This is a genomic window from Pseudomonas sp. O39 (assembly GCF_045447295.1).
Taxonomy (GTDB): Bacteria; Pseudomonadota; Gammaproteobacteria; order Pseudomonadales; family Pseudomonadaceae; genus Aquipseudomonas; species Aquipseudomonas antarctica_A.
In genome coordinates, this window is sequence record NZ_JBJGXV010000004.1 from 175,663 (window position 1) to 201,979 (window position 26,317).

25 protein-coding genes are annotated in these 26,317 nt (G+C 60.4%); 6 read left to right on the forward strand and 19 right to left on the reverse strand.

The window, feature by feature from the left end:
- Positions 1-16 precede the first annotated feature (16 nt).
- From ACI77D_RS07720 to ACI77D_RS07735, 4 genes are all read right to left on the reverse strand, one after another.
- Positions 17-1,741, reverse strand: a complete 1,725-nt coding sequence (locus tag ACI77D_RS07720; RefSeq protein ID WP_407016347.1) for a putative 2-aminoethylphosphonate ABC transporter permease subunit — start codon at positions 1,739-1,741, stop codon at positions 17-19.
- A gap of 1 nt (position 1,742) precedes the next feature.
- Entirely contained in the window at positions 1,743-2,807 is a 1,065-nt protein-coding gene (locus tag ACI77D_RS07725; RefSeq protein ID WP_064454582.1) for a putative 2-aminoethylphosphonate ABC transporter ATP-binding protein, read from the reverse strand.
- Positions 2,808-3,055: 248 nt separating this feature from the next.
- Positions 3,056-3,919 carry a LysR family transcriptional regulator gene (locus ACI77D_RS07730; RefSeq protein WP_064454583.1) on the reverse strand — a complete coding sequence of 288 codons (864 nt, stop codon included), beginning with the start codon at positions 3,917-3,919 and terminating at the stop codon, positions 3,056-3,058.
- Between the two features lie 16 nt (positions 3,920-3,935).
- Positions 3,936-6,224 (reverse strand): heavy metal translocating P-type ATPase, encoded by a 2,289-nt coding sequence (locus ACI77D_RS07735; protein ID WP_407016348.1) that lies wholly within the window; start codon positions 6,222-6,224, stop codon positions 3,936-3,938.
- 85 nt (positions 6,225-6,309) lie between these two features.
- Between ACI77D_RS07735 and cadR the strand changes: the two genes are divergently transcribed.
- Entirely contained in the window at positions 6,310-6,759 is a 450-nt protein-coding gene (gene cadR, locus ACI77D_RS07740) for a Cd(II)/Pb(II)-responsive transcriptional regulator (RefSeq protein WP_064454585.1), read from the forward strand.
- A 135-nt stretch (positions 6,760-6,894) separates the two neighbouring features.
- Here the strand turns inward: cadR and ACI77D_RS07745 are convergent, their stop codons facing one another.
- Positions 6,895-7,728 carry a thymidylate synthase gene (locus ACI77D_RS07745; RefSeq protein ID WP_053258517.1) on the reverse strand — a complete coding sequence of 278 codons (834 nt, stop codon included), beginning with the start codon at positions 7,726-7,728 and terminating at the stop codon, positions 6,895-6,897.
- 65 nt (positions 7,729-7,793) lie between these two features.
- Positions 7,794-8,606 carry a prolipoprotein diacylglyceryl transferase gene (gene lgt, locus ACI77D_RS07750; protein WP_064454586.1) on the reverse strand — a complete coding sequence of 271 codons (813 nt, stop codon included), beginning with the start codon at positions 8,604-8,606 and terminating at the stop codon, positions 7,794-7,796.
- Positions 8,607-8,818: 212 nt separating this feature from the next.
- Between lgt and ACI77D_RS07755 the strand changes: the two genes are divergently transcribed.
- Positions 8,819-9,565, forward strand: a complete 747-nt coding sequence (locus ACI77D_RS07755) for an NRDE family protein (RefSeq protein WP_407016349.1) — start codon at positions 8,819-8,821, stop codon at positions 9,563-9,565.
- 100 nt (positions 9,566-9,665) lie between these two features.
- On the opposite strand, the gene ptsP is transcribed toward ACI77D_RS07755, so the two are convergent.
- A complete protein-coding gene (gene ptsP / locus ACI77D_RS07760; RefSeq protein ID WP_064454588.1) occupies positions 9,666-11,945 on the reverse strand; it encodes a phosphoenolpyruvate--protein phosphotransferase in 2,280 nt (759 codons plus the stop codon).
- A 22-nt stretch (positions 11,946-11,967) separates the two neighbouring features.
- Positions 11,968-12,447, reverse strand: coding sequence for an RNA pyrophosphohydrolase (locus ACI77D_RS07765; protein ID WP_003176750.1), 480 nt, complete (start codon positions 12,445-12,447; stop codon positions 11,968-11,970).
- A gap of 143 nt (positions 12,448-12,590) precedes the next feature.
- On the opposite strand from ACI77D_RS07765, the gene ACI77D_RS07770 reads away from it, so the two are divergent.
- Positions 12,591-13,247 carry an HAD family phosphatase gene (locus ACI77D_RS07770; RefSeq protein ID WP_064454589.1) on the forward strand — a complete coding sequence of 219 codons (657 nt, stop codon included), beginning with the start codon at positions 12,591-12,593 and terminating at the stop codon, positions 13,245-13,247.
- A 114-nt stretch (positions 13,248-13,361) separates the two neighbouring features.
- On the opposite strand, the gene ACI77D_RS07775 is transcribed toward ACI77D_RS07770, so the two are convergent.
- From ACI77D_RS07775 to ilvA, 4 genes are read right to left on the reverse strand one after another with little or no spacing between them, the layout of a single operon-like run.
- Positions 13,362-13,829 (reverse strand): DUF2269 domain-containing protein, encoded by a 468-nt coding sequence (locus ACI77D_RS07775; RefSeq protein ID WP_064454590.1) that lies wholly within the window; start codon positions 13,827-13,829, stop codon positions 13,362-13,364.
- Positions 13,826-15,076, reverse strand: coding sequence for an SDR family oxidoreductase (locus tag ACI77D_RS07780; RefSeq protein WP_407016350.1), 1,251 nt, complete (start codon positions 15,074-15,076; stop codon positions 13,826-13,828). Before ACI77D_RS07780 ends, ACI77D_RS07775 begins: the two co-directional genes overlap by 4 nt.
- Before the next feature lie 9 nt (positions 15,077-15,085).
- Positions 15,086-15,499: a DUF2269 family protein gene (locus tag ACI77D_RS07785; protein WP_064454592.1), complete on the reverse strand. Its 414-nt coding sequence runs from the start codon at positions 15,497-15,499 to the stop codon at positions 15,086-15,088.
- A 40-nt stretch (positions 15,500-15,539) separates the two neighbouring features.
- The gene (gene ilvA / locus ACI77D_RS07790) at positions 15,540-17,054 is read right to left on the reverse strand and encodes a threonine ammonia-lyase, biosynthetic (RefSeq protein WP_053258525.1); all 1,515 of its coding nucleotides are present in this window, start codon (positions 17,052-17,054) and stop codon (positions 15,540-15,542) included.
- Between the two features lie 137 nt (positions 17,055-17,191).
- Between ilvA and rpiA the strand changes: the two genes are divergently transcribed.
- On the forward strand, positions 17,192-17,863 hold the full coding sequence (gene rpiA, locus ACI77D_RS07795; RefSeq protein WP_064454593.1) for a ribose-5-phosphate isomerase RpiA: 672 nt from the start codon (positions 17,192-17,194) through the stop codon (positions 17,861-17,863).
- Positions 17,864-18,180: 317 nt separating this feature from the next.
- Here the strand turns inward: rpiA and ACI77D_RS07800 are convergent, their stop codons facing one another.
- The 4 genes from ACI77D_RS07800 to ACI77D_RS07815 all read right to left on the reverse strand — a co-directional run bounded on the left by ACI77D_RS07800 (position 18,181) and on the right by ACI77D_RS07815 (position 22,466).
- Positions 18,181-19,089, reverse strand: coding sequence for an SdiA-regulated domain-containing protein (locus ACI77D_RS07800; protein WP_262666505.1), 909 nt, complete (start codon positions 19,087-19,089; stop codon positions 18,181-18,183).
- A 120-nt stretch (positions 19,090-19,209) separates the two neighbouring features.
- Entirely contained in the window at positions 19,210-20,133 is a 924-nt protein-coding gene (locus ACI77D_RS07805; RefSeq protein ID WP_407016351.1) for an SdiA-regulated domain-containing protein, read from the reverse strand.
- A gap of 251 nt (positions 20,134-20,384) precedes the next feature.
- Positions 20,385-21,050 carry a fumarylacetoacetate hydrolase family protein gene (locus ACI77D_RS07810; RefSeq protein WP_064454596.1) on the reverse strand — a complete coding sequence of 222 codons (666 nt, stop codon included), beginning with the start codon at positions 21,048-21,050 and terminating at the stop codon, positions 20,385-20,387.
- 21 nt (positions 21,051-21,071) lie between these two features.
- Positions 21,072-22,466 (reverse strand): FAD-binding oxidoreductase, encoded by a 1,395-nt coding sequence (locus ACI77D_RS07815; protein ID WP_064454597.1) that lies wholly within the window; start codon positions 22,464-22,466, stop codon positions 21,072-21,074.
- Between the two features lie 226 nt (positions 22,467-22,692).
- On the opposite strand from ACI77D_RS07815, the gene serA reads away from it, so the two are divergent.
- A complete protein-coding gene (gene serA, locus ACI77D_RS07820; RefSeq protein ID WP_010167810.1) occupies positions 22,693-23,922 on the forward strand; it encodes a phosphoglycerate dehydrogenase in 1,230 nt (409 codons plus the stop codon).
- A gap of 64 nt (positions 23,923-23,986) precedes the next feature.
- Here serA and ACI77D_RS07825 read toward each other — a convergent pair whose 3' ends face one another.
- On the reverse strand, positions 23,987-24,427 hold the full coding sequence (locus ACI77D_RS07825; protein WP_017139512.1) for a DUF4399 domain-containing protein: 441 nt from the start codon (positions 24,425-24,427) through the stop codon (positions 23,987-23,989).
- A gap of 134 nt (positions 24,428-24,561) precedes the next feature.
- Here ACI77D_RS07825 and ACI77D_RS07830 point away from each other — a divergent pair, with 134 nt between their 5' ends.
- On the forward strand, positions 24,562-25,047 hold the full coding sequence (locus ACI77D_RS07830; protein ID WP_064454598.1) for a transporter substrate-binding domain-containing protein: 486 nt from the start codon (positions 24,562-24,564) through the stop codon (positions 25,045-25,047).
- A 49-nt stretch (positions 25,048-25,096) separates the two neighbouring features.
- Here ACI77D_RS07830 and ACI77D_RS07835 read toward each other — a convergent pair whose 3' ends face one another.
- Positions 25,097-25,600: a DUF523 domain-containing protein gene (locus ACI77D_RS07835; protein WP_064454599.1), complete on the reverse strand. Its 504-nt coding sequence runs from the start codon at positions 25,598-25,600 to the stop codon at positions 25,097-25,099.
- 2 nt (positions 25,601-25,602) lie between these two features.
- Positions 25,603-26,235 carry a 2OG-Fe(II) oxygenase gene (locus ACI77D_RS07840; RefSeq protein ID WP_064454600.1) on the reverse strand — a complete coding sequence of 211 codons (633 nt, stop codon included), beginning with the start codon at positions 26,233-26,235 and terminating at the stop codon, positions 25,603-25,605.
- Positions 26,236-26,317: the final 82 nt, after the last annotated feature.

Sequence of the window (26,317 nt, forward strand, 5' to 3'; positions counted from 1 at the left end):
ACACCTCCTTCAGGGATTATTGGCCGGGCGCGGTCTGGCGCCAGGCTTGGGAACGGCGCAACGCGCCACGTGAAGCCCACGCCAGCAGCAGCGAGACGCTGCCTGAGGTGAACAGGATCAGGGTGGACATGGCCGCGGCGCCGCCTACGTTGCCGGCATCGTCCATGTTCAACACGGCGACGGCGGCAAGAAGGGTGTCGGGGCTGTAGAGGAAGATCGCGGCGGACACGGTGGTCATCGCCGACACAAACAGGTAGCGCACGATGTCCAGCAACGCCGGCAGGCAGATCGGTACGGTGACGCGCAAATAGTGGCGGTACAGCGGCGCCTTGAGCGACAGCGCGGCGGCTTCGAACTCGGCGTCCAGCTGACGCAGCGCCGTGGTCGCGGTCATCTGCGCAGTGGTCAAATAGTGCGCAATGGTGCACACCACCAGCAGGGTCATGGTTCCGTAGAACACATGCAGCGGGTTGCCGTTGAGGTTGAAAAAGAACACGTAGCCCAGGCCGAGCACCAGGCCCGGCACGGCCATCGGCACAAAGCTGAGCATGCGCAGCGCCAGGTTCAGGCCTTTCTGGCCCTTGGTCTTTTCCATCAGGTAGGCGCCGGTGAAGATCAACACGCTACCGATCAGCGCCGTGCACAGGGCCATGGTCAGGCTGTTGCGATAGGCCAGCCAACCGCCACCGGCCGTGTCTTCGAATTGGTAGTGGTTGAGCGACAGCGACAGGTTGTACGGCCAGAACTTCACCAGTGAGGAATACACCGCCATGCCGAACACCAGCATCAACACGGCGCAGATCAGCAGCACAATGGCCAGGTAGCACCCATCGCGCTGCGGCGATGGCGTTGGTTGGAACACCTGAGCACGGCCACTCATGGAGTCGCCATGCCGACGGCGCAACCAGGCGTCGACCCCAAAGCTGAACAGCGCCGGCAGCAGCAATACCATGCCGATCAACGCACCACGACCGAACTGCTGCTGGCCGACCACCGCTTTGTAGGCCTCCAGCGCCAGCACCTGATAATCGCCGCCGACCACCACGGGCACGCCGAAGTCGGTGATGGTCAGGGTGAATACCAGGCAAAACGCAGCGAATACGGCCTGGCGCGTGGCCGGCCAGGTGATGCTGCGAAACGCCCGGGCAGGACTTGCGCCCATACTCGACGCCGCGTCGAACAAACGCGCATCTGCCAGCGAGAGTGCCGACAGCAGAATCATCAAAGCGTGTGGGAAGGTGTAGATCACTTCGCCGAGAACAATGCCCCAGAAACCGTAGATATTCTCCGAAAGCAGCCCGCGCAATATGCCCTGGTTGCCGAACAGATACACCAGCGCAATCCCCGGCAGCATGGACGGCGCCATCAGCGGCAGCAGTGATATGCCACGCCAGATGGCCTTGCCGGGGATCAGCGTGCGCTGCAATGCGTAAGCAAACAGGTAGGCCAACGGTACGACGATGGCCGCCACGCTGAGGGAAACCTTCAAGCTATTGCCCAGCAGCCAGTGGAAGTTGTCACTGGTGACCAGCTCGCGCGCCGCGACCCACCCACCGCCCTGCCCGGCTTCACTGCTGAAGCCACGCCAGAAGATCGCCAGTAATGGCATCAGTACCGCCACGCCCAACAGGCACAACCAGAGCACTTTGCCGCCGAGCACAAAAATGCGGTCGCCCAGTTCGGCGCGGGAAACCTGACGAGCCAGGTTGTCGGGTATCGGCAGCGTCATATCAGCGGCCATCTCAGGCAAACACCTGCAGGCTGCGTGGCGGCAAGGCCACCCAGATGTCCTGGACGCCGAGGCGCGGCATGGCTTCGGGGGCCAGTTCGGCCAGCAGCGGATGGCCAGGTAATTGTTCCAGTTCAAAGCTCATGCGGCAGCGATTACCAAGAAAGGTGATCTCGCGGACCTTCGCCGGGAACAGGTTTTCTTCATGCACCGGCGGGTTCACGCTGATGGCTTCCGGGCGACAGAACAAGCGGCCGGACTTGGCCTTGCTGGCGTTATCGTCCAGGCGCATGTTCATACCGCCGACCTGGGCATGGCTGTCGCTGTTGCGACTGAACGGCAGCCAGTTGCCCTGGCCGACGAACTCCGCCACGAACGGTGTGGCCGGTCGGTCGTAGATTTCCTGGGGCGTGGCGTATTGCTCGACCTTGCCGTTGTTCATCACGGCGATGCGGTCGGCCATCAACATGGCTTCGTCCTGGTTATGGGTGACCATCAGGGTGGTGATCCCCAGGCGCCGTTGCAGTTGGCGCAACTCGGTGCACAAGTGCTCGCGGACACGGGCGTCGAGCGCCGACATCGGTTCGTCCAACAGCAGCAAGGAGGGTGCTGGCGCCAGGGCACGGGCCAGGGCGACGCGTTGTTGTTGGCCGCCAGAGAGTTGGCCGGGGTATTTCTTTTCGCTGCCCAGCAGGCCAACCAGCTCGAGCATCTGGCCGACACGCTTGCGCACTTCATCGCGGCCGCTGCCGGTGAGGCCGTAGCCGATATTCGCTTCGACGGTCAGGTTGGGAAACAACGCGTAGGACTGGAACAATATCCCGTAATCCCGCGCCTGAGGTGGCAGCAAGGAAACATCCCGTTGGCCAAGGTAAAGCTCGCCGCTGTCCTGGCGTTCCAGACCGGCGATGCAACGCAGCAAAGTGGTTTTGCCGCAACCGGACGGGCCCAGCAGGCACACCAGCTCACCGGCCGCGACGTCCAGCGACACATTATCCAGCGCAGTAAAGGCGCCGAAGCGTTTCTGGATACCGCGCACCTTCATCGGCGCACCGGGGTTGGTCAGGGCTGTGTTCATGGAGGCACCTCATCAAACTGATGAAGGCCATGCTAGGGAGACAATGCGTCCTTGATGTGGCAGGAAGGCAAAAGGGAGTGATAGTGGTATTGGTGGATTTGTGTAGGACTTGAGGAATGAGTTGTCTGGGAGGACGCCATCGCGGGCAAGCCCGCTCCCACATTTTGACCGCATTCTCATGTTGGAACTCGGTCGAAGGTGGGAGCTGGCTTGCCTGCGATGGCGATTCGAAGGCCACCAAACCTATTTCAGAGCGGCGACATTTCCTGCGCCAACCCGAGAAACGCAGCAGGCAGGCGAGCCCCTTTTCTTTCCTTGAGGCAGTACAAATACTCAGGAATCTGCGGCGCGTTCTCGATGGTCAGCACGCGCAACTGTGGGTCATGGGGCACTTCCTGGCGGGCGATGATACTGATACCGATGTTGCGCAGCACGGCCTCGCGAATCGACTCACGGCTGCCGATTTCCAGCAGTGGTCCGTAACTCACACCCGCGCCTTGTAACATTTCTTCGGTCAACCTGCGCGTGGTGGAACCCGCCTCACGCATCAACAGCGTGTGCCCGGCCAACGCACTGAGCGGTACATGATCGAGGGTGGCCAGAGGGTGATTGCGATGCACCGCCAGCACCAAAGGATCGGTGCCGAGTACGCGACGGATCAGACGAGGGTCTTCCAGCAGTTGCGAGGATGCGGCGACATCGACGCGGTAATCATCCAACGCTTCGAGCACCTGCTGGGAGTTGCCGATTTCCACCGACACCTCCACGTGGGGCAGGCGCTCACGAAAGGCTTTGACCAGGTCGAGAATGTAATACGGCGCCGTCGCGGCAATCCTCAAGGCACCCTGGACCTGGCCGCTGTTGCGCAGGAAAAACTCGATATCGGCTTCCTGCTGCAACAGCGTCTTGACCATTGGCAGCAGCCGCGCACCTTCATCGCTGACGGTGAGGCGGCGGCCGCCTCGGTAGAACAGCTCAACGCCGTATTGGCTTTCCAGGTTACGAATCTGGGTGGTGACGGTGGGCTGGCTCAGGCCGAGTTTTTTCGCCGCCTGGGTAATGCTGCCCAGGCGGGCGACCATAAAAAACGCCTTCAACTCGGCACTCAGCACGCCACCCTCTCATCGTCTATTTGCGCAACAGGCGCAGGCCATTGAACACCACCAGCAGGCTCACGCCCATGTCGGCGAATACCGCCATCCACATGGTGGCCATGCCGAGGAAAGTGACCGCGAGGAAGATCGCCTTGATCACCAACGCCAGGGCGATGTTCTGCTTGAGGATACTCGACGTTTGCCTGGAGAGCCGAATGAAAGCCGGGATCTTGCGCAAATCATCGTCCATCAGCGCCACGTCAGCGGTTTCAATCGCGGTGTCGGTGCCGGCTGCGGCCATGGCAAAACCGATCTCGGCGCGCGCCAGGGCCGGGGCGTCGTTGATCCCGTCACCGACCATGCCCACCCGGCGGCCCTGGCCGTAGAGGGTTTCGATGGCTTGCAGTTTGTCGGTGGGCAACAGGTCGCCCTGGGCCTGGTCGATGCCGACCTGAGCCGCAATCGCCTGGGCGGTATGGGTGTTGTCGCCGGTGAGCATCAAGGTCTTGATGCCCAGTTCGTGCAACTGCTGGATGGCTTCGCGGCTGCTGTCTTTGACGGTGTCGGCCACGGCGAACAGCGCCAGCGGGCCGGATTTGTCGAGCAACAGCACCACCGACTTGCCTTGTTTTTCCAAGGCGAAGAGCTTTTCTTCCAGCTCAGGCGAGCACAGGCCCAAGTCTTCCACCAGGCGGTGGTTGCCCAGGTGGTAGGTTTCGCCGTTGATGTCGCCGCGCACACCGCGACCGGCCAGGGCCTCAAAGTTATCCACAACGTGGCTCGGCAGGTTTTTATCCACAGCTGCGTTGGCAATCGCCAGCGACACCGGGTGGTCGGAACGCCCGGCCAAGCTGGCCGCCAGCGCCGGCGCGCTGTCTGCGACATTGGGGAACAGCGGCAAATAGTCGGTTTGCACCGGTTTACCGTGGGTAATGGTGCCGGTCTTGTCGAGGGCCAGGTAATCGAGCTTGTAACCGCCTTCCAGGTACACGCCACCCTTGATCAGGATGCCTTTGCGCGCCGCCGCCGCCAGGCCGCTGACGATGGTCACCGGGGTGGAGATCACCAAGGCGCAAGGGCAGGCAACCACCAGCAGGACCAGCGCGCGGTAGATCCAGTCGAACCACACGCCAGCCATGAACAGCGGTGGAATCACCGCCACGCCCAAGGCAAACAGGAACACTGCCGGGGTGTAGACCTTGGCGAAGCTGTCGACAAAACGCTGGGTCGGTGCCCGCGCGCCTTGGGCTTGTTCGACGGCGTGAATGATGCGCGCCAGGGTGGAATTGTTCGCCGCCGCGGTGACCTTGTACTCCAGGGAACCGGCTTGGTTGATGGTGCCGGCGAAGACTTTATCGCCCACAGTCTTTTCAATCGGCAGGCTTTCACCGGTGATCGGTGCCTGGTCGATGGTGGATTGGCCGGCTGTGACTTCGCCGTCCAGGCCAATGCGCTCGCCGGGCTTTACTCGTACGATGGCGCCAAGATCGATGCTTTTGACCTCTTGTTCCAACCATGAGCCATCAGCCTGTTGCACCGTGGCCTGTTCCGGGGTCATCTGCATCAAGCCGCTGATGGCATTGCGCGCACGGTCCAGGGACTTGGCTTCGATCAACTCGGCCACCGTAAACAGGAACATCACCATCGCTGCTTCAGGCCACTGACCGATCAGGATCGCGCCCGTCACCGCGATGCTCATCAGCGCGTTGATGTTCAAGTTAAGGTTTTTAAGCGCGATCCAGCCCTTTTTGTAGGTGGTGAGGCCGCCGCTGAGGATCGACACCAACGCCACCAAAGCAATCACCCAGGTCGGTGCGACACCGGTGAAATGCAGCACCTCGGCACCCAACGCGCCGACACCGGAGACTGCAAGCGGCCACCAGTGTTTCTTGGCCGGCGGCGCAGCGGCCAGGGTGCCTTCTTCAATAGGATCGGCTTGCATACCGAGGGACTTGATGGCGTCGACGATCGGCGCCGTGCTCGGCAAGTCATGGGTGACGCCGAGAATGCGGTTGATCAGGTTGAATTCCAGCTGCTGCACACCGGCGAGCTTGCCCAGTTTGTTCTGGATCAGCGTCTGCTCGGTAGGGCAGTCCATGGCTTCGATGCGAAAGGTGCTCAGGCGCGAGCCGGCGGTCGGCGCTTCGCTCAGCGTGACCACGGCAGGCGCGGCCTTGCTTGCACAGCAGGAGTCGCCATGGCTGGCGTGGTCGTGCTTTTTGACGGGCGTCAGTTTGGCGCCGTGATCGTGGTCATGATCGTGCTTATGATCATGACCATGCGAGTGATCATGCTTTTTGGGGGTGTGGATGGAGTCGCTCATTTCGTCGCGTCCGTAAAGGTGCCTGTTGCCAAGTAAAGACCCTGTAGCCACTATAGGGTCAAGCACCCATTTGGAGATTGCTGCGATGAAGATCGGCGAATTGGCCAAACTGACCGACTGTCAGGTGGAAACCATCCGGTATTACGAGAAAGAAGGCCTGTTGCCGCCGCCGGCGCGCACCGACGCCAATTACCGCGTCTACACCCAGGCGCACACCGAACGGCTGATCTTTATCCGCAATTGCCGCAGCCTGGACATGACGCTCGAGGAAATCCGCAGCCTGCTGGGGCTACGCGACAGCCCACGGGACCAGTGCGAAAGCGTGAATGCGTTGATTGACGAGCATATCCACCACGTAAAGGCACGGATCGATGGGCTGCTCGCATTGCAGGTGCAATTGCTGGACCTGCGCCAACGATGCGGCGGTGGGCCGGATCTGGATCAGTGCGGGATTTTGCAGCGGCTGGAAGTCAGCGGGAGTGTGGCGGCCAGCGAGGCTGAGCCTTCGCACGTGGGCAGGAGCCACGGGCACTGATACCTGAGGGGTGAAACACAATCCAAATGTGGGAGCTGGCTTGCCTGCGATGCATGCACCCCGGTGTGTCAGTTACACCGCAGCGATGTCATCGCAGGCAAGCCAGCTCCCACATTTTGTTGACCGAGACAGTAATCAGATAGCCACGTCGGCCTTGATGCTCGGGTCGGCGTCGTAGCCAACAATTTCAAAGTCTTCAAACTTGTAGTCATAGATCGACGCAGGTTTGCGCTTGATCACCAGTTCCGGCAGCTTTTTCGGCGTACGTGCCAGCTGGGTGCGGATCTGTTCCATATGGTTGCTGTAAGCGTGGGTGTCGCCGGTGGTGACGATGATCTCGTGAGGGATCAAGTCGCATTGCTGGGCCAGCATGTGGGTCAGCAAGGCCAACGCGGCCGTGTTGTACGGCAGGCCGAGGAAGACGTCGGAGCTGCGGATATACAACTGCATCGACAGATGACCGTCATGCACGAACGCCTGGTACAGCAGGTGGCACGGCGGCAAGGCTTGCTTGCCGTTGCGCGCGTTTTCCTGCGGGCTCTTGGTTTCGTCGGGCAGGTACTCGACGTTCCAGCCATGAAACAGGATGCGGCGGCTGTTGGGGTTGGTTTTGAGGGTGTGAACCATGTAGTCGATCTGGTTGATCTTGCCGCCGTCCTTGGTCGGCCAGGCGGTCCACTGCTCGCCGTACACCGGGCCCAGGTCGCCGTCTTCGGTGGCCCACTCGTCCCAGATTTTCACGCCATTTTCGTTGAGCCACTTGATGTTGGTGTTGCCGCTCAACATCCAGATCAACTCGTTGGCGATACTTTTGAAATGAAGCTTCTTGGTGGTCAGCAGCGGGAAGCCGTCGGCCAAGTTATGCCGATACTGACGGGCAAATACGGCTTTGGTGCCGGTGCCGGTGCGATCGCCCTTGGTCAATCCATTGGTCACGACGTCGTTCAGTAGTTCGAGATATTGCTTCATGTTATTACCCGTATCGTTGAAGCCGAGGAGGCTCATCCTTCACGGAAGAGCCTCGGCATTCGAATTTAAAGCGTGGCGTTCTTGATAGGCTGCGGACGGTTGTACGCCCACCACAGCAGGCCCAGGCCCGCCAGGATCATCGGCAAGCTGAGGATCTGGCCCATGGTCAGCCAGCCCCACGCCAGGTAGCCCAGTTGTGCATCCGGCACGCGCACGAACTCGACGATGAAACGGAAGATCCCGTAGAACAACGCGAACATCCCCGACACGGCCATGGTTGGACGTGGCTTGCGCGAGAAGATGTACAGAATGAGGAACAGTGCCACACCTTCCAGGGCGAACTGGTAGAGCTGCGACGGGTGGCGCGGCAATTGCGCCGGGTCGCTGAACGGCGGGAACACCATGGCCCACGGCACGTCGCTCGGCTTGCCCCACAACTCGGCGTTGATGAAGTTACCGATACGCCCGGCGCCCAGGCCAATCGGCACGAACGGCGCGACGAAGTCCATCAGCTGGAAGAATGACTTACCGTTGCGACGACCGAACCACCAGGCAGCGATCATTACGCCGACAAAGCCGCCGTGGAATGCCATGCCGCCCTTCCACACTTCGAAAATCAGCGTCGGGTTGGCGATGTAGGCCGGCAGATCGTAGAACAGCACATACCCGAGGCGTCCGCCGACAATCACCCCCATCGACATCCAGAACACCATGTCGGAGAGTTTCTCCTTGGTCCAGGTGGGGTCGAAACGGTTCAGGCGCCGGGAAGCCAGCAGCCAGGCACCGCCGATGCCGATCAGGTACATCAACCCGTACCAGTGGATTTTCAGCGGACCGATGGCCAAGGCCACCGGGTCGATCTGCGGGTAAGGCAGCATTGCGACTCCTCGTTAAATCATTAGTCATGGCGCACCGGACCATGCCGGTGTGCGATTAAGCCTGCGTTATAGCCGCAATTTCAAATTAAGAAGTTCGCACACACTGAACAGCCTGGCATGTTAACGGATGGAAGGCGTGCGACCCAACTTCGATACGATGGAACGCCCGCCCTTGTGTGGGTAGAGTGGGCAAAACACAAAGGAAACGCCTTATGTGCCTGATCGTTTTCGCCTGGCGGCCGGGCCACGCCCTGCCGCTGATCGTCGCGGCCAACCGCGATGAATTCTACGCCCGGCCCAGTCTGCCGCTGGGCCAATGGCCCGATGCGCCTGACATCTATGCCGGCCGCGACCAGGAAGCGGGTGGCACTTGGCTTGGGGTCAACGCCGACGGGCGTTTTGCCGCCCTGACCAATATCCGCGATCCGCACCAACCACCGGCGCGTACGTCGCGCGGAGAGTTGGTGGCACGCTTTTTAAGCGGTTCGCTGCCCATTGATCAGTATTTGGCCGACGTTAACGGCCGTTCGATTGAATATGCCGGTTTTAATCTATTGGTGGGCACACGCGATGAGCTGTGGCATTACAACGCCAATGAGACCGAACCGACGCAGTTGAAGGCGGGGGTTTATGGCTTATCCAATGCCGGGCTGGATACGCCCTGGCCGAAGTTGATCAAGGCCAAGGCGGCGCTGAGTGAGTTACTGGAGAACCCCGACCCGCAAGCCTTACTGGGGATATTGAGCGACCCGCAGACCGCGCCGTTTGCCGACTTGCCGGATACCGGCGTGGGGTTGGCGACGGAGAGTTTGTTGTCGAGCGTGTTTATCGCCAGCCCCAGTTATGGGACGCGGGCAAGTACGGCGTTGATTGTGAATGCCGACGGCACGCGGCGGATGGTGGAGCGCAGTTTCGGGCCACATGGTGGCCGGCTTGGCGAGGTAGAACTCAATATCTGATGGCGCTTGGCGCTGACGCCATCGCAGGCAAGCCAGCTCCCACAGTTGCAATGCATTCTTCTGTGGGAGCCGGGCTTGCCCGCGATGGTCGCACCTCGATTTAGAGCGTTTTTGCCGAGGCCGGGTTGATCATCCGCGTCAGCCCCAAATTCTTCAGCGCCAGCTGAAGCGAGCTGTGGATAACTTGCGGGTTGTCGATGGTCATCAACTCAGCCAGCAACTCCTTGGCCATGCTCAGGTTTACCTGGCGCAGCAACCACTTCACCTTCGGCAAGTTGGTGGCGTTCATCGACAGGCTGTCAAAGCCCATCGCCATCAGCAGCACCGCTGCCGCCGGGTCGCCGGCCATTTCACCGCAAATGCTCACCGGCTTGCCTTCGGCATGGGCGTCGCGCACCACGTGCTGCAAGGCTTGCAGTACCGCCGGGTGCAGGTAGTCGTAGAGGTCGGCCACCCGTGGGTTGTTGCGGTCCACGGCCAGCAGGTATTGGGTCAGGTCGTTGGAACCGACCGAGAGGAAGTCCACTTGCCGCGCCAGTTCTTTAGCCTGGTACACCGCCGCCGGGATTTCGATCATCACGCCAATCGGCGGCATCGGTACGTCGGCGCCTTCGTCGCGTACTTCGCCCCAGGCACGGTGGATCAGGTGCAGTGCTTCTTCCAGCTCATGGGTGCCGGAGATCATCGGCAACAGAATGCGCAGGTTGTTCAGGCCTTCGCTGGCCTTGAGCATGGCGCGGGTCTGGACGAGGAAAATTTCAGGGTGATCAAGGGTTACACGAATGCCGCGCCAGCCAAGGAAGGGGTTGTCTTCCTTGATCGGGAAATAGGACAGTGACTTATCGCCGCCGATGTCCAGGCTGCGCATCGTCACCGGTAACGGGTGGAAGGCGGACAGTTGCTCGCGATAGATCGCGAGCTGCTCCTTTTCACTCGGGAAACGCTGGTTGATCATGAACGGCACTTCGGTGCGGTACAGCCCGACCCCTTCGGCGCCACGTTGTTGTGCGCGGGCCACATCAGCAAGCAGGCCAGTATTGACCAACAGCGGCACGCGGTGGCCATCGAGGGTCACGCACGGCAGCTCGCGCAGCGAATCGAGGCCCAGCGCCAGCTGTTTCTCTTCTTCCACCACTTCGGCGTATTGCTTGCGCAACAGCTCGCTGGGGTTGGTAAAGACTTCACCGCGATGCCCATCGACGATCATGTCGATGCCGTCGACCTTGGAATACGGCAGGTCCACCAGGCCCATCACCGTCGGGATGCCCATGGCCCGAGCCAGGATCGCGACGTGGGAGTTACCCGAACCCAATACCGAGACCAGGCCCACCAGTTTGCCTTCCGGCACTTCGCCGAGCATCGTGGCGGTCAGTTCTTCACTGATCAAAATGGTGTTATCGGGGTAGACCAGGTTGGTGGTGCGGTCTTCCTGCAGGTAGGCCAGCAGACGGCGACCCAGGTCACGCACATCCGAGGCACGCTCGCGCAGGTAGGCGTCGTCCATCAGTTCGAAACGGTTGACGTGATCGGTGACCACCTGGCGCAACGCGCCCTGGGCCCACTGGCCGGTCTTGATCACGGTTTTGACTTCATTACCCAGCGACGCGTCGTCGAGCATCATCTGGTACACGTCGAACAGCGCGCGCTCTTCGGGGCGCAGTTGCGTGGCCAGCTTGGTCGACAGGTTGCGCATATCCGCGCGCACGCCTTCCAGGGCGGTCTTGAACAGTTTGATTTCAGCGTCAATGTCGTTGACGGTCTTGTCCGGCACCACATCGAGGTCGGCCGGTGGCAGCATGACCACCGCGGTGCCGACGGCAGCGCCCGGAGAACCCGGTACGCCGACGAACTTGGCTTCCTGGATGCCCTTGCCCTGGCGACCCAGGCCGCGAATCGAGCCGGTGGCTTCGGCATGGGCGATAACCCCGGCCAACTGCGCACTCATGGTCACGAGGAAGGCTTCTTCACCTTCGTCGAACTGGCGGCGTTCTTTTTGCTGAATGACCAACACGCCGACAACGCGGCGGTGGTGAATGATCGGTGCGCCGAGGAACGAGGCGTAACGCTCTTCACCGGTTTCGGCAAAGTAGCGGTAACGCGGGTGATCGGCCGCGTTTTCGAGGTTGAGGGGTTCTTCACGCGTCCCCACCAGGCCCACCAGACCTTCATTGGGCGCCATGCTGACTTTGCCGATGGAGCGCTTGTTCAAGCCCTCCGTGGCCATCAGCACAAAACGGTTGGTCTCGGGGTCCAGCAGGTAAACCGAGCAGACCTGGCTGCCCATGGCTTCCTTGACGCGCAACACAATAATCCCCAACGCCGCCTTGAGATCCTTGGCGGAGTTAACTTCCTGGACGATCTTGCGCAGCGTATTGAGCATGGCTCGGGGTCGAACTCCGTCGTCAGTCGCGCGCTAAAAGGCGCGGGGCAAGCTCTTTGAGAGCGCGACGATAAACCTCGCGCTTGAATGTCACCACCTGGCCCAACGGGTACCAATAGCTGACCCAGCGCCAGCCATCGAACTCCGGTTTACCGGTCAAATCCATCCGCACCCGCTGCTCGTTGGAGATCAGGCGCAGGAGAAACCATTTCTGCTTCTGGCCGATGCACAGCGGTTGGCTGTGCGTACGCACCAGGCGTTGCGGCAAACGATAGCGCAACCAGCCGCGAGTACAGGCCAGAATTTGCACATCTTCGCGCTCAAGGCCGACTTCTTCATTCAACTCACGGTACAAGGCGTCTTCAGGGGTTTCGTCGGGGTTGATTCCGCCTTGAGGAAACTGCCAGGCATCTTGGTTGATTCGGCGAGCCCATAGCACCTGTCCGGCATCATTCGTAAGAATAATCCCGACATTAGGACGGAAACCATCGGGGTCGATCACGGCAACAACCTCGCAAACGCATGTCGCCGCATTGTTCCACAAAGGTTGATCCAGCGGCAACGAGGCTTCTTACCTTATGTGCACTCTTGTGAAAAGACCGTATTCTGGACGCCTTTTTACAGACTTTTCAGCGAGTAACTGCAATGCGCCTGGCTTTATTCGACTTGGACAACACGCTTCTGGGCGGTGACAGCGATCACGCCTGGGGCGATTACCTCTGCGAACGCGGAATTCTCGACGCGGTGGCCTACAAGGCGCGCAACGATGAGTTTTACCAGGATTACCTGGCCGGCAAGCTGGATAACGCCGCTTACCTTAACTTCTGCCTGGAAATCCTCGGCCGCACCGAGATGGCCCAGCTGGACGAATGGCACAACGACTATATGCGTGACTGCATCGAGCCGATCATGCTGCCGCAGGCCGTGGAGCTGCTGGCCAAGCACCGTGCCGCCGGCGACAAGCTGGTGATCATCACCGCGACCAACCGCTTCGTCACCGCACCGATTGCCGCGCGCCTGGGGGTTGAAACCCTGATCGCCACCGAGTGCGAGATGGAAAATGGCCGCTACACCGGGCGCAGCACCGATGTGCCGTGCTTTCGCGAGGGCAAGGTGACGCGCTTGAATCGTTGGCTGGAAGAAACCGGGCATAGCCTGCAAGACAGCTACTTCTACAGCGATTCGATGAATGACTTGCCGTTGCTGGAGCAGGTGACCCATCCGGTGGCGGTGGACCCGGACCCGAATCTTCGGGCTGAGGCCCAGAAGCGTGGCTGGCCGGTGATTAGCCTGCGCGGCTGATAACGCCTTCGCGAGCAAGCCCGCTCCCACATTGTGACCGTGCTCCCTCTGAAGGAACCGGCTCGAATGTGGGCGCGTGCTTGCTCGCGAATGAAGTCGACTCGGTCCCAAGCCTTACATCGGCTTAGCCACCATCAAATAGAAAATCGCCACAAATGCCAGAAACGCCGGCCAGCCCAGGCCAAACCACCAACGCATATAGGTTGTCGCCTTGAGCGGCATCGCCGTGCCGTCGCGCAACGCCTGCTCCGCCATCTTGTGCACACGAATCTGCAACCACACCACCGGCAGCCAGCAAATCCCCGCCAGGCAATACAGGCCGACGGTCCATTGCAGCCAGCTCTGCTGCATCGACCAGCCCGCCAAATGCATCAAGCCGACCCCGCTCAAGGGCTGGAGCACCGCCGTGGTCGCGGTAAACGCCCAGTCGGCGAACACCAGGTGCTTGAAGGTCACGGCGATCACTTCAACCTTGCCGCTGCGCCAGGCGCGCAAAGCGTAGTAAGCCGAGCCTGCGCCCAACCCGAACAGAATGGTCGACGACAGGATATGCAAGGTTTTCAGCAGCAGGTAAGCGCTCATCGCCGGGGTTCAGTCCAAAGAAGCCAAAGAGTAGCCACCATGAGTACCAGGTTTTTGGCGACGGCCGCGTAGGGATCAAACCAGTAATGGGGCAGGATTATGCTGATAACCACGGTATACCCGGCCATCAACAACAATTGCAGGATCAGTGTCTGCCTGCGCCAACGCGTGACCAGTAACCCCAAGCCCAACAGGCCATCACACACGGCCCCGGCGATCACGGCCAACGTCGCCCAAGCGCCTTGCACGCCCGCCTCGGCCAGGATGCGCAGGCCCCAGTCATAACCCGGGCCAAGGCAGACCATTGCGGTGCCCAGCCAGATCAGCACCATCACCGCCAGCATCAGCGGGCGGACAGTGCGTTGACTACTCACTGTTGCCGTCGGCCAATCCCGCAGCCGCGAGGCCAGCGGCGCGGCTGTATAGCCGCACACCGAGGCCAGCACCTCGGGGTCGGCCACATTGTCCTGTTGCGCCAGCGCGATACTTTGTCGATTCAACGCCCGCCAACCCAGGCGGTCTCCCAGCCAACCGCCCAAACCCAGCAACGGCACTTGCACGTATCGGCCCGCGCCCCAGCCCTGGGCGGCACGCAAGTGGTCAACGACTTCGGACAGCCGCATCGGCTCAGGGCCCACCAACGGGAGCACCATTGATTCGGCCGGCCACTGCCGCAGCAGCGCCAGCACCGCACCGACCACGTCATCGATGTGCACGGGTTGCAGGTGGGCGTTGAGGTCCAGCAACGGAATCAACGGCCAAGGCGAAAGCCCGGCCAACCACGCACTGCTGGCGCTGCCTGCGCCCACCACCAATGAAGGCCGCAGCACGACACTCGTTTTGCCCAGGCTTAGCAGATAATCATCCGCCGAGCCTTTGCTGGCCAGGAACGGCACATCGGAGTGCGCCGAGGCCCCCAGGGCAGAAATCTGCAACACCCGCACACCGCGCCGGGCCGCCAGATCAAACAGCACGCGGGCGCCCTGATCCTGGACACGGCTCAACTGCGCTGCATCCACGCTCAGCAGGCCCGCCGCATTGATCAATAAATCAACAGATTCAGGAAAAACAAAGCACTCGGGGTCGATCGCCAACCGGCTCAAATCCAGCGACCGCCACTCTACCCCCGGCCCATTCTGACTGCGAGGCTCGCGACACGTCGCGATCACGCGGTGCCCCGCTTGCTGCAAGGCACGCAACAGGTGGCCGCCTACAAACCCTGTGGCGCCGACCAAAAGAACGTTCATGAAGATCCTTTAAACCGGCTTGGCGCCCATCAAACCGGCAATTGCCACAAACCCCACCAGGCTGACTACCGCCAGCACCAGGGTGAAATTCAGGTTGCCGCCTTCGCCTTTGCGCAGGCGATTAAGCCGTGCCACCAGCCAGAACCAGGCCAGCGCTGCCACGGTGTAGAGGATGCTGGAACCCAGAATCCAGGTTTGCCCCAGCGGCCAGCCGATCAAGTGCACCAGCCACCAGCCGGTAAACGGCATGCTGACAAGGCTTATCCCCATCAACAACCACACGAACACCCAAGGGCGTTGCACGGTAACAGCCGGGCCGGCGCTGCGTTTACGCCAGGCCAGTACCGCCAGGCCGAGGCCGCTGAGCAGCAGCAACACGGTGGCGGTGATGTGGATAACCTTGAGGGTGGTCAGCGTTTCCATGGTCTCGATTCCTTATAGGCCGCTCAGTCAGCGTAGTCGCTCAACCGAGGAACAGCTGGTAAGCCGGGTTTTCGCTTTCATCCCAATACGGGTAGCCGATTTGTGCCAACGCGGCCGGCACCAGGTGACGCTCGTCTGCCGGTACTTGCAGGCCTGCGACCACACGGCCGTCGGCCGCGCCGTGGTTGCGATAGTGGAACATCGAGATGTTCCAGCGCCCACCCAATTTGTTAAGAAAGTTGAACAGCGCGCCCGGGCGCTCCGGGAATTCGAAACGAAACACCAGTTCATCGCTGACTTTAGCCGCGTGGCCGCCGACCATATGGCGGATGTGCAACTTGGCCAGTTCGTTCTCGGTCAGGTCCAGCACCGGGAAGCCCTGGCTGGTCAGGCTGGCGATCAACGCGCTGCGCGGGTCGTTTTCGGGGTGCGTCTGCACGCCGACGAAGATGTGCGCCTCACGCCCGGAGTGGTAGCGGTAGTTGAATTCGGTGATCTGGCGCTTGCCCACCGCTTCGCAGAACGCCTTGAAGCTGCCTGGCTTCTCGGGGATGGTCACGGCGATGATGGCTTCGCGGCCTTCACCCAGCTCGGCGCGCTCGGCTACGTGACGCAGGCGGTCGAAGTTGACGTTGGCGCCGGAGTCGATGGCCACCAGGGTTTGCCCGGTCACGCCACGGGTCTCCACGTACTTCTTGATCCCCGCCACACCCAATGCACCCGCCGGCTCAGTGATGGAGCGGGTGTCGTCGTAGATATCCTTGATCGCCGCACAGATTTCATCGGTGCTGACGGTAATCACTTCATCCACATAGTCTTTGCAGATGTCGAACGTGTGCTGGCCGATCTGCGCCACCGCCACGCCATCGGCAAAAATGCCGACGGTCGGCAAGATCACGCGCTCGCCCGCGGCCATGGCGGCTTGCAGGCAGTTGGAGTCGTCCGGCTCGACGCCGATGATCTTGATCTCCGGGCGCAGGTATTTCACGTACGCCGCGATACCGGCGATCAGCCCGCCGCCGCCCACCGGCACAAAAATCGCGTCCAGAGGCCCCGGGTGCTGGCGCAGGATTTCCATCGCCACGGTGCCCTGCCCGGCAATGGTGTGTGGATCATCGTAAGGGTGAATGTAAACGTAGCCTTTTTCGTCGACCAGTTTCAGCGAGTAGGCCAGGGCTTCCGGGAAGGAATCACCGTGCAGCACCACTTTGCCGCCACGCGAACGCACGCCTTCGACCTTGATCTCCGGCGTGGTCTTGGGCATCACGATGGTGGCTTTGACCCCCAACACCTTGGCCGCCAGGGCCAGGCCCTGGGCGTGGTTGCCCGCAGAAGCGGTGACCACGCCGCGCGCGCGTTCTTCGGCGCTCAGTTGGGTCAGCTTGTTGTAGGCGCCGCGAATCTTGAACGAGAACACCGGCTGCAAGTCTTCACGCTTGAGCCAGACCTTGTTGCCCAGCCGCTCGGAGAGCTGGCGAGCGGTCTGCAATGGGGTTTCTACGGCAACGTCGTAAACGCGCGAGGTGAGGATCTTTTTGACGTACTGTTCAAGCATCGGCAGGCATCACTGAGCGGGTTGGGCAGGGCCAAGGAGTCTAACCCGGCTTTTGGCCGGGCGACCACACGAATCCCGAGGTTTTGTTGGGTTATACTCGCCGCCCTCGATAACTCCCCGCCCGTTCCGGAGCCCGCATGACCCAGGATCAACTCAAACAGGCAGTGGCCCAGGCCGCCGTCGATTTAATCCTTCCTAAACTCGACGACAAAAGCATCGTCGGTGTCGGCACCGGCTCCACCGCCAACTGCTTTATCGATGCGCTGGCCCAGCACAAGGGCGCGTTCGACGGCGCCGTGGCCAGCTCCGAAGCCACCGCCGCGCGCCTCAAGGGCCATGGCATTCCAGTGTACGAGCTCAACACCGTGAGCGACCTGGAGTTCTACGTGGACGGCGCCGATGAAAGCGACGAACACCTGAACCTGATCAAAGGCGGCGGCGCAGCCCTGACCCGCGAGAAGATCGTCGCGGCCGTGGCCAAGACCTTTATCTGCATCGCCGACGCCAGCAAGCTGGTGCCGGTACTCGGCGCGTTCCCGCTGCCGGTGGAAGTCATCCCGATGGCCCGCAGCCACGTCGCCCGTGAGCTGGTGAAACTGGGCGGCGACCCGGTGTACCGCGAAGGCGTGTTGACCGACAACGGCAACATCATCATCGACGTGTACAACATGCAGATCACCAACCCGGTGGAGCTGGAATCCCAGATCAATGCGATCGTCGGCGTGGTCACCAACGGTTTGTTCGCGGCGCGCCCGGCTGATGTGCTGCTGCTGGGTACTCCTGAAGGTGTGAAAACCCTCAAGGCCTGACACTCACGGCTGTGCTTCCTGTGGGAGCTGGCTTGCCTGCGGTGCAAACGCCTCGGTGTATCATTAGAACCGAGGCGAGGCTATCGCAGGCAAGCCAGCTCCCACAGTTGATCCCATCGATTAAAAGATCGATGTAACAAAAACGCTCCTTTTCGCAGCATCCCCCTCCGACATCGTGCGCCATGCCACGCCATCTCCCGCCAAACGGGGCTCAGTGGACAAAAGCTTTGCCGCGCACTAGTCGGCGGCCAATTGGCGATCATCCCGCAGCTGGGCGTCTATGCCGACCATTCGCTGTGCGTGAAATGGATTTTTGATCAGGGCTTTTTGAACACGTAGAACAGGTTCGGCTCGCTGACCACATACAGCGAGCCCTCGTCATCCATGGCGATCCCTTCGGCCTGAGGCACACGCTTTTCAAGGCCATGGCGGCCGTTGAGCAGAGAAAGACTGCTCAACGGGCGACCATCAATACCCAGTTCCAGCACCAGGAACGATTCATCCGACAGCGCCAGCAGATGGCCGCTGCGCTCGTCGTATTGCAAGCTCGACAGGTCGCGCACAAACAGCCCGGCATCGCGCTTGGGGTTGTTGATCACGTGCACCGAGTAGGTTTTTTCCGGTTTGAAATGGGGAAACCCGTGGATCTCATAGATCAGCATCGGGTCGCGCTCCTTGGCCACAAACAGACGCTTGCCCACCGAGTCGTACGCCAGGCCCTCGAAGCCGTTGTTACCACCGATGTGCACACCCAGCGTCATCTGCTCCGCATCGGCGGCGTCGAGAAATTGGGTGTCGTCATTCACATGCACCTTGATCAGTCGCTGCTGGCTCTCATCGCTGATGACATAGATGTTATCGCTGATGAACTCCACCGCCTCCGCATCGCCAAACCCCAGCAGAGGAATCCGCCGCAGGATCTTGCCGTCCAGGGACAGCTCGACCAGCTCGGCGTTTTTATTGGTGACCGTAAACAGGCTTTTGCGCACCGGGTCATAGGTGAGGGCCGAGACGTTATCGTCGAGACCGTCGATAACTTTGGCTTGCAGGCTGACGCGGTAATCACCCAGGCCAATGGAGCGCTCGTCCGCAGGTTGGCGCCATGCCTGGAAATTGAACCAGCCACGCTCAAACAAGCGAAAGTGCTGTGCGACCACCCCGGCGGCAACCAGGGCGAGCAGCATCACGATAAAAAACGCAGGTTTGGGGCGGGCAAGTCGACGCATCAGGCAAGCTCAAAGACAAAAAGTGGCGAATAAATATCACGCCCTTCTGAATTTAAACTTAAACGCTGCCGGGTGTCTGGTGAATGCCGCTTATAGAGCAGTAACCGACGCAATCGTCGGTTATTTTTGCTTTTCGAAGCGATAGAACAGGTTCGGTTCACTGACCATATACAACGTGCCGTTCTCGTCCATGGTCACGCCTTCCGCCCGGGGAATGGTGTGCTTGAGGCCGTTGAAGCCGCCAAGCAAGGTGATGAAGCTGACTTGCTCGCCCTTCTCATCCAACTCCAGCAGCAGGTGGGAGTCGGCCGACAACACCAGCAAGTGCCCGGTGCGCGGGTCGACGGCCAGAGCCGAGATGTTGCGCATGTCCAGCGCGGTGCTGGCGATCTTTCGCTTGTCGCCGGTCAGGGTGCTGCCATCGCTTTTCCAGGTGAACAGCGCCGGCGGGCGCTCTTCGCCGAGTACGATTTGCTGGTTACGCTTGTCCCAGGTCACGCCTTCAAAGGCTTTGTTCTGATCCTTGGACGGGCCCAGGTCGTAAGTCTTGAAGTCGGCGAAATTCAGTTGCTGGGTGCTGGCGTCAACGTTGACCACGGTCAGGGTGTGCATGCGTTCATCGACAATGGCCATCAGGCCGTTCTCCATGACTGTCACACCTTCCGGGTTGTTCCAGCCGTTGAGCGGCATTTTGCGCAGCACATCGCCTTGCAGGCTCAGCTCAACGAGGAACGGGTTTTTGCCCATGACGGAAAACAGGGTTTTGGTCTGCGGGTTATAGGAAACGTCCGAAGCCTCGTCCTTCTCCATACCGGGCAGCAATTTGGCGTCGATAACCGCACGGTAGTCCGGCAGCCACACGCTCGCTTGTCGTTCAGCCGGCGTTTCAAAGCGCTCCGCCACCCACAGCACGCCGCGATCATCCCAATGCATCGCCCAGACAACGCCATACACAATCACCCCGGCCAGAAATAGCCAGGAATACCAGCGCAGGGCAAAACGTGAACGGGGTTTGGATTTAACGGAAGGCAGGAGCACGGCCATTGAGCGCTTTTCCAGAAAGTCAGCTTTAGGTGATAGCACAGGATCAACGGGCCCGCGCGCACGAGGCAGGGGATTATCCGGATGGTGTGTGAAAAAAATGCAAAACCCTCCGATTCTGCTGATGTACGCAATCAAATGTGGGAGCGGGCTTGCTCGCGAATGCGGAGTGTCAGTCACCGAATGTTTTGACTGGTACACCGCATTCGCGAGCAAGCCCGCTCCCACATTTTTGACCGCGTTTGGCCTGGTTCTTAGCGAACGCTGCTTTCAAAGCGGCTCACGCCCGCCAGCTCCAACACCAGCTCATCGCCCACATTTAACGGGCCCACACCGGCCGGGGTGCCGGTGAGAATCACGTCACCCGCCTGCAGCGAGAAGCAGCCGGCCATGTGCTGGATCATCGGGATGATCGGGTTGAGCATCTGCGAGCTGTTGCCGTCCTGGCGCACTTCGCCGTTGATGGTCAGGCGAATGCCGATGTCGGTCACGTCCGCAAAGGTGCTGCTCACCACAAACGGTGCAATCACCGCGGCGCCGTCAAACGACTTGGCGATTTCCCACGGCAGGCCCTTGGCTTTCAGCTCGGCCTGCTTGTCGCGCAGGGTCAAATCCAGTGCCGGGGCGAAGCCGGAGATGGCGTCCAGCACTTCTTCACGGCTTGGCTTGGTCGACAAGGGTTTGCCGATCAGTACCGCGATTTCCGCTTCGTAGTGCACCGAACCGCGCTCGGTCGGGATGGCGAAACCGCCTTCCAGTGCTACCACACAACTGCCCGGCTTGATGAACAGCAAGGGCTCGGTCGGTACCGGGTTGTCCAGTTCCTTGGCATGTTCGGCGTAGTTACGCCCGATGCACACCACTTTACCCAGGGGAAAGTGGATGTTGGTGCCGTCGACGTACTTGTGCTGGTAGCTCATGAAACGACTCCTTCAGGGCGGTTAAACAGCGAAGATCTTGCCAGGGTTCATGATCCCGTTAGGGTCGAACACCGCTTTCACTGCCTTCATGTATTCGATTTCAACCGGCGAGCGGCTGTAGGTCAGGTAATCGCGCTTGGTCATGCCCACGCCGTGTTCGGCGGAGATCGAGCCGTTGTACTTCTCGACGGTCTCGAACACCCACTTGTTCACCGTGGCGCACTTGGCGAAGAACTCGTCTTTGCTCAGGTTTTCCGGCTTGAGGATGTTCAGGTGCAGGTTGCCGTCGCCAATGTGGCCGAACCAGACAATTTCGAAGTCCGGGTAATGTTCGCCGACGATCGCGTCAATTTCCTTCAAGAACGCCGGGACCTTGGAGACGGTCACCGAGATGTCGTTCTTGTACGGCGTCCAGTGGGAAATGGTCTCGGAGATGTACTCGCGCAGTTTCCACAGGTTGTGCAGCTGGGTTTCGCTCTGGCTCATCACGCCGTCCAGCACCCAGCCCTGCTCGACGCAGTGCTCGAAGGTTTCCAGGGCGTGGTTGGCAACCTCTTCGGTGGTGGCTTCAAATTCCAGCAGCGCGTAGAACGGGCACTCGGTTTCGAACGGCGCCGGTACATCGCCACGGCCCATGACTTTGGCCAGCGCCTTGTCGGAGAAGAACTCGAAGGCGGTCAGGTCCAGCTTGCTCTGGAACGCGTGCAGCACCGGCATGATCGAGTCGAAGTCAGTGGTGCCGAGCACCATGGCGGTAAGGTTTTTCGGCGCACGGTCCAGGCGCATGGTGGCTTCCACCACAAAACCCAACGTACCTTCGGCGCCGATAAACAGCTGGCGCATGTCGTAACCGGTGGCGTTCTTGATCAGGTCGCGGTTCAGCTCCAGTACGTCACCTTTGCCGGTGACGACTTTCATGCCGGCAACCCAGTTGCGGGTCATGCCGTAGCGAATCACTTTGATCCCGCCGGCATTGGTGCCGATATTGCCGCCAATCTGGCTCGAACCGGACGACGCGAAGTCCACCGGGTAGTACAGGCCTTTTTCTTCGGCGACGTTCTGCAATTGCTTGGTGACCACGCCCGGCTGGCACCTGGCGGTGCGGTCGGTGAGGTTCACGTCGAGGATCTGGTTCATGTAGTCGAACGACACCACCACCTCGCCATTGGCGGCAACGGCGGCGGCCGACAAGCCAGTACGACCGCCGGACGGCACCAGTGCCACCTTGCGTTCATTGGCCCAACGGACGATGGCCTGCACCTGTTCGGTGGTCTTCGGGAAGACGATGGCGACCGGAGCCGGGGCGAAGTGCTTGGTCCAATCCTTGCCGTAAGCCTCCAGGGAGTCTGCATCGGTCAGCACTTTGCCGGGCTCAACCAGGGTCTTTAGCTCATCAATCAGGGCAGGATGGGTCATCGACAGAACTCTCGAACAATTCATGGTCATCCTGAGAACGCTTCACGTCGCAGGAATAGGTGTTTAGCGGGGCGCGTATGCTAGCATACCGCCCCCGCAGGACAGAGCCCAAGGGCGTTTCTGCGGTGACGGCTTTCCTGCCGTCCGGGTCAGCTCTTGTGCACTGGTTCATGGCACTAACTGCTCGATTCCCTGCCATTTTTCTCCGGGATACAGGTTTACGCAGATGAGCAAGACTTCTCTCGATAAGAGCAAGATCAAGTTCCTTCTTCTGGAAGGCGTCCACCCATCGGCTGTCGACGTACTGAAAGCCGCTGGGTACTCCAGCATTGAGTACATCACCAGTTCTCTGCCGGAAGCCCAGTTAAAGGAAAAGATCGCCGACGCGCACTTTATCGGCATTCGCTCCCGCACTCAGCTGACCGAAGAGATCTTCGACCACGCCAAGAAGTTGGTGGCTGTCGGCTGTTTCTGCATCGGCACCAACCAGGTCGACCTCAACGCAGCGCGCGAGCGCGGCATCGCGGTGTTCAACGCACCGTACTCCAACACCCGTTCCGTTGCGGAGCTGGTGCTGGCCGAGGCTATCCTGCTGTTGCGCGGCATCCCTGAGAAGAACGCTTCCTGCCACCGTGGCGGCTGGATCAAGAGCGCGGCCAACTCCTTCGAAATTCGCGGCAAAAAGCTGGGTATCGTCGGTTACGGCTCGATCGGCACGCAGTTGTCGGTGCTGGCCGAAGGCCTGGGCATGCAGGTGTTCTTCTACGACACCCTGACCAAACTGCCGCTGGGCAACGCCACTCAGGTGTCGAGCCTGACTGAGCTGCTGGGTATGTCCGACATCGTCACCCTGCACGTTCCGGAAACCGCTGAGACCCAGTGGATGATCGGCGAGAAGGAAATCCGCGCGATCAAGAAAGGCGGCATCCTGATCAACGCTGCACGCGGCACCGTGGTCGAGCTGGACGCCCTGGCTGACGCGATCAAGGACAAGCACCTGATCGGCGCCGCGATCGACGTGTTCCCGGTGGAGCCACGCTCCAACGACGACATCTTCGAAAGCCCGCTGCGTGGCCTGGACAACGTGATCCTGACCCCGCACATCGGCGGCTCCACCGCTGAAGCCCAAGCCAACATCGGCCTGGAAGTGTCGGAGAAACTGGTCAAGTACAGCGACAACGGTACGTCGGTGTCCTCGGTCAACTTCCCGGAAGTGGCCCTGCCGGCTCACCCTGGCAAGCACCGTTTGCTGCACATCCACCAGAACATCCCTGGCGTGATGATGGAGATCAACAAGGTCTTCGCGGAAAACGGCATCAACATTTCCGGTCAGTTCCTGCAGACCAACGAGAAAGTCGGCTACGTGGTAATCGACGTAGACGCCGAGTACTCGGACCTGGCGCAAGAGAAGCTGCAACACATCAACGGCACGATTCGTAGCCGCGTGTTGTTCTAAGGTTTCAACCGCAGCACAAAAAAGGGAGCCCCTCGGGGCTCCCTTTTTTACATCTGAACAAATCTTACTTGACGTTAACCGTGATGACTTTTGAGGCTACAGTCGGGTTGAACTGCATGTGCAGTTTGTCGCCGGCGACGAGTTGCAGCGTGTGCTTGCCCGGAGTGAGCGTCAGCTCGGTTTCAGTCTGGGCCTTGCCGTAGTGGATCACGGTGTCGGTAGCCGGGATCGGCACGCTGGCGTCCGGCAGCTCTTTTTGGTCGATCAGCAGGTGGTGGTGGCCGGTGCCCGGGTCCTGGCTGGTGGCCGGGGCCAGCTTCAGGCCTTCCATGCCGAATTTGACGGTGAAGGTTTTATCGACGGTGGCGCCATCTTTAGGCGACACGATAAAGACTTTGGCGCCTTCGGGTGGAGCACTGCGCGGAATACCGTCAGCGGCGGTCGCCAGCATCGAAGCACCCAGCAAGAGGCTAGCCAGGGTTGCACGGGACAATAGAGCTTTCATTCGCTTCTCCAGTTTTTCCAGGAAATCTGTTGGGTTATCACAACTTCGCGACAAATTGCTGTCCAAGGCACTCAACACCTTAGCAAAGCGATGCTGAAAGGCGCCTCGCACAGACGAATTCTTTAGGAGCGACCATGCGCTTTTCGCCTGGCCTTGTACTTTTGCTGCCCCTTCTGAGCCCTTTGGCTCACGCCGAACTGATTGATGATGTGTTTGATCGCGGCGAACTGCGCATCGCCGTGGAGGCCAACACACCGCCATTCAACTTCAAGGACGGCGACAAGCTCACCGGTTTTGAAGTGGAACTCGGTGAGCAACTGGCGAAGGAAATGGACGTGCGTCCCTCGTTTATCACCACCGATGACACCGACCTGCTGTCAGGCGTTGAAACCGGCAAGTACGACGTGGCCATCAATCATATCGCTATGACTGCCGAGCTGCGTGATCGGTTCGATTTCAGTGAGCCTTATCGTGAAAAGCCGGAACTGGCGATTCCCTTCCAGAAGGGCAACCCGGCATTCAAGACCAGCCTGGACAAGGCGTTGCAGCACGTGAAGGCCGATGGCCGCTTGAAGGCGCTGACGCAGAAGTGGTTTGAGGGCAACACAAAAGGCGAATAAATACTCGGTCAATGTGGGAGCTGGCTTGCCTGCGATAGCGGTGTGTCAGTCACACATCAGGTGCTGAGCCATCGCTATCGCACAGGGCAGCTGCCGCTTCGGCCAGCTCAAGCTCACTGAACACCAGCACCCCATGGCGTTTGAGCAATGCCGCCGTCACGCCTTCGCCGCTGACCTTCACGCCGGTGAAGGTGCCGTCATAGGTCAGCAGGTTGCCGCAAGACGGGCTATTGGCCTTGAGAACGGCAATGCGGATGTCATGGCGTTGCACCAACGCCAAGGCCTGTCGGGCGCCATCGAGAAAGGCGGCGCTGAAGTCCTCTCCCTCAGCGGTCAGCACCTGAGCGCGGCCTTCCCACACATCGACACCCTGCCCGCCCGGGATCTCGGCAGAGGGCCGAGGCGTAGGCAAACCGCCCGAGACTTCCGGGCAGATCGCAACCACGCGCCCTTGCGCCTGCCAGGCCGCCAATTGATCGAACGGGCCGCTGGCACCACCGTCGTAACGCACCTTGTGCCCGAGCAGGCAGCGGCTGATCAGAATCTTTTCCATACTTAAAACGGCTCGTTACCCCGCCGGCGAAACCAGCCGGTCAGGGACAAGCGTTCACGCGTAGCGGGCAGGACTTCATGGGGCACATCGCCGGACAGGAACACCACCAGGCTGCCGCCGGTGGGCACCACATCGTATTCCACGCCGTCCTTGAGGTACATGCGCAACTGGCCACCCTGCTCAGGCAGCCAAGCGTCATTCAAGTAAACCACCGCCGAGACCATACGCCGGTCGTCGTCGCGAAAACGGTCCACATGCTTGAGGTAAAACGCACCCGGCGGATACATCGCGAAGTGGCTTTCGAAATCCTCCAGGCCCAGGAACAGACCACGATTCATCGCCTGGCGCAGACTGTCCATCAAGCCCATGTAAGTCTCGCAGACGGCGGCATCACCCTCTTCCAGCCACTGGATATGGTCACCGCGAATCCCCTCGCGAATTTCCTGGGCCGGGCCACGCCCTACCGCTGCGGGGGCCAATTCACCCTCGGCTGCACGTTTACGGCACTCAGCCGCCAGTTCCAGGGTCAGAGCCTGGGGCAGGAAGCCGTTCTGCTGCGACCAACCTTTTTCGGCCAGGTCGTCGACGATGCGTTGCAGCAGGGGATGATCGAGGGGTATTTGCATGGCGCGCATAGTATCCATACGCCTGTAAATCCGACAGAGCCGCCGAGCGTCTGAACACACTTTAGTCAGGTGACTGATAGGATTTCTCGAC

Excerpts from the sequence above, each read along its gene's own strand:
- ACI77D_RS07720 (WP_407016347.1), bottom strand. The coding sequence starts at position 1,741 with ATGGCCGCTGATATGACGCTGCCGATACCCGACAACCTGGCTCGTCAG.
- ACI77D_RS07725 (WP_064454582.1), bottom strand. The coding sequence starts at position 2,807 with ATGAACACAGCCCTGACCAACCCCGGTGCGCCGATGAAGGTGCGCGGT.
- ACI77D_RS07735 (WP_407016348.1), bottom strand. The coding sequence starts at position 6,224 with ATGAGCGACTCCATCCACACCCCCAAAAAGCATGATCACTCGCATGGT.
- cadR (WP_064454585.1), top strand. The coding sequence starts at position 6,310 with ATGAAGATCGGCGAATTGGCCAAACTGACCGACTGTCAGGTGGAAACC.
- ACI77D_RS07745 (WP_053258517.1), bottom strand. The coding sequence starts at position 7,728 with ATGAAGCAATATCTCGAACTACTGAACGACGTCGTGACCAATGGATTG.
- lgt (WP_064454586.1), bottom strand. The coding sequence starts at position 8,606 with ATGCTGCCTTACCCGCAGATCGACCCGGTGGCCTTGGCCATCGGTCCG.
- ACI77D_RS07755 (WP_407016349.1), top strand. The coding sequence starts at position 8,819 with ATGTGCCTGATCGTTTTCGCCTGGCGGCCGGGCCACGCCCTGCCGCTG.
- ptsP (WP_064454588.1), bottom strand. The coding sequence starts at position 11,945 with ATGCTCAATACGCTGCGCAAGATCGTCCAGGAAGTTAACTCCGCCAAG.
- ACI77D_RS07770 (WP_064454589.1), top strand. The coding sequence starts at position 12,591 with ATGCGCCTGGCTTTATTCGACTTGGACAACACGCTTCTGGGCGGTGAC.
- ACI77D_RS07775 (WP_064454590.1), bottom strand. The coding sequence starts at position 13,829 with ATGAGCGCTTACCTGCTGCTGAAAACCTTGCATATCCTGTCGTCGACC.
- ACI77D_RS07780 (WP_407016350.1), bottom strand. The coding sequence starts at position 15,076 with ATGAACGTTCTTTTGGTCGGCGCCACAGGGTTTGTAGGCGGCCACCTG.
- ACI77D_RS07785 (WP_064454592.1), bottom strand. The coding sequence starts at position 15,499 with ATGGAAACGCTGACCACCCTCAAGGTTATCCACATCACCGCCACCGTG.
- ilvA (WP_053258525.1), bottom strand. The coding sequence starts at position 17,054 with ATGCTTGAACAGTACGTCAAAAAGATCCTCACCTCGCGCGTTTACGAC.
- rpiA (WP_064454593.1), top strand. The coding sequence starts at position 17,192 with ATGACCCAGGATCAACTCAAACAGGCAGTGGCCCAGGCCGCCGTCGAT.
- ACI77D_RS07800 (WP_262666505.1), bottom strand. The coding sequence starts at position 19,089 with ATGCGTCGACTTGCCCGCCCCAAACCTGCGTTTTTTATCGTGATGCTG.
- ACI77D_RS07805 (WP_407016351.1), bottom strand. The coding sequence starts at position 20,133 with ATGGCCGTGCTCCTGCCTTCCGTTAAATCCAAACCCCGTTCACGTTTT.
- ACI77D_RS07810 (WP_064454596.1), bottom strand. The coding sequence starts at position 21,050 with ATGAGCTACCAGCACAAGTACGTCGACGGCACCAACATCCACTTTCCC.
- ACI77D_RS07815 (WP_064454597.1), bottom strand. The coding sequence starts at position 22,466 with ATGACCCATCCTGCCCTGATTGATGAGCTAAAGACCCTGGTTGAGCCC.
- serA (WP_010167810.1), top strand. The coding sequence starts at position 22,693 with ATGAGCAAGACTTCTCTCGATAAGAGCAAGATCAAGTTCCTTCTTCTG.
- ACI77D_RS07825 (WP_017139512.1), bottom strand. The coding sequence starts at position 24,427 with ATGAAAGCTCTATTGTCCCGTGCAACCCTGGCTAGCCTCTTGCTGGGT.
- ACI77D_RS07830 (WP_064454598.1), top strand. The coding sequence starts at position 24,562 with ATGCGCTTTTCGCCTGGCCTTGTACTTTTGCTGCCCCTTCTGAGCCCT.
- ACI77D_RS07835 (WP_064454599.1), bottom strand. The coding sequence starts at position 25,600 with ATGGAAAAGATTCTGATCAGCCGCTGCCTGCTCGGGCACAAGGTGCGT.
- ACI77D_RS07840 (WP_064454600.1), bottom strand. The coding sequence starts at position 26,235 with ATGCGCGCCATGCAAATACCCCTCGATCATCCCCTGCTGCAACGCATC.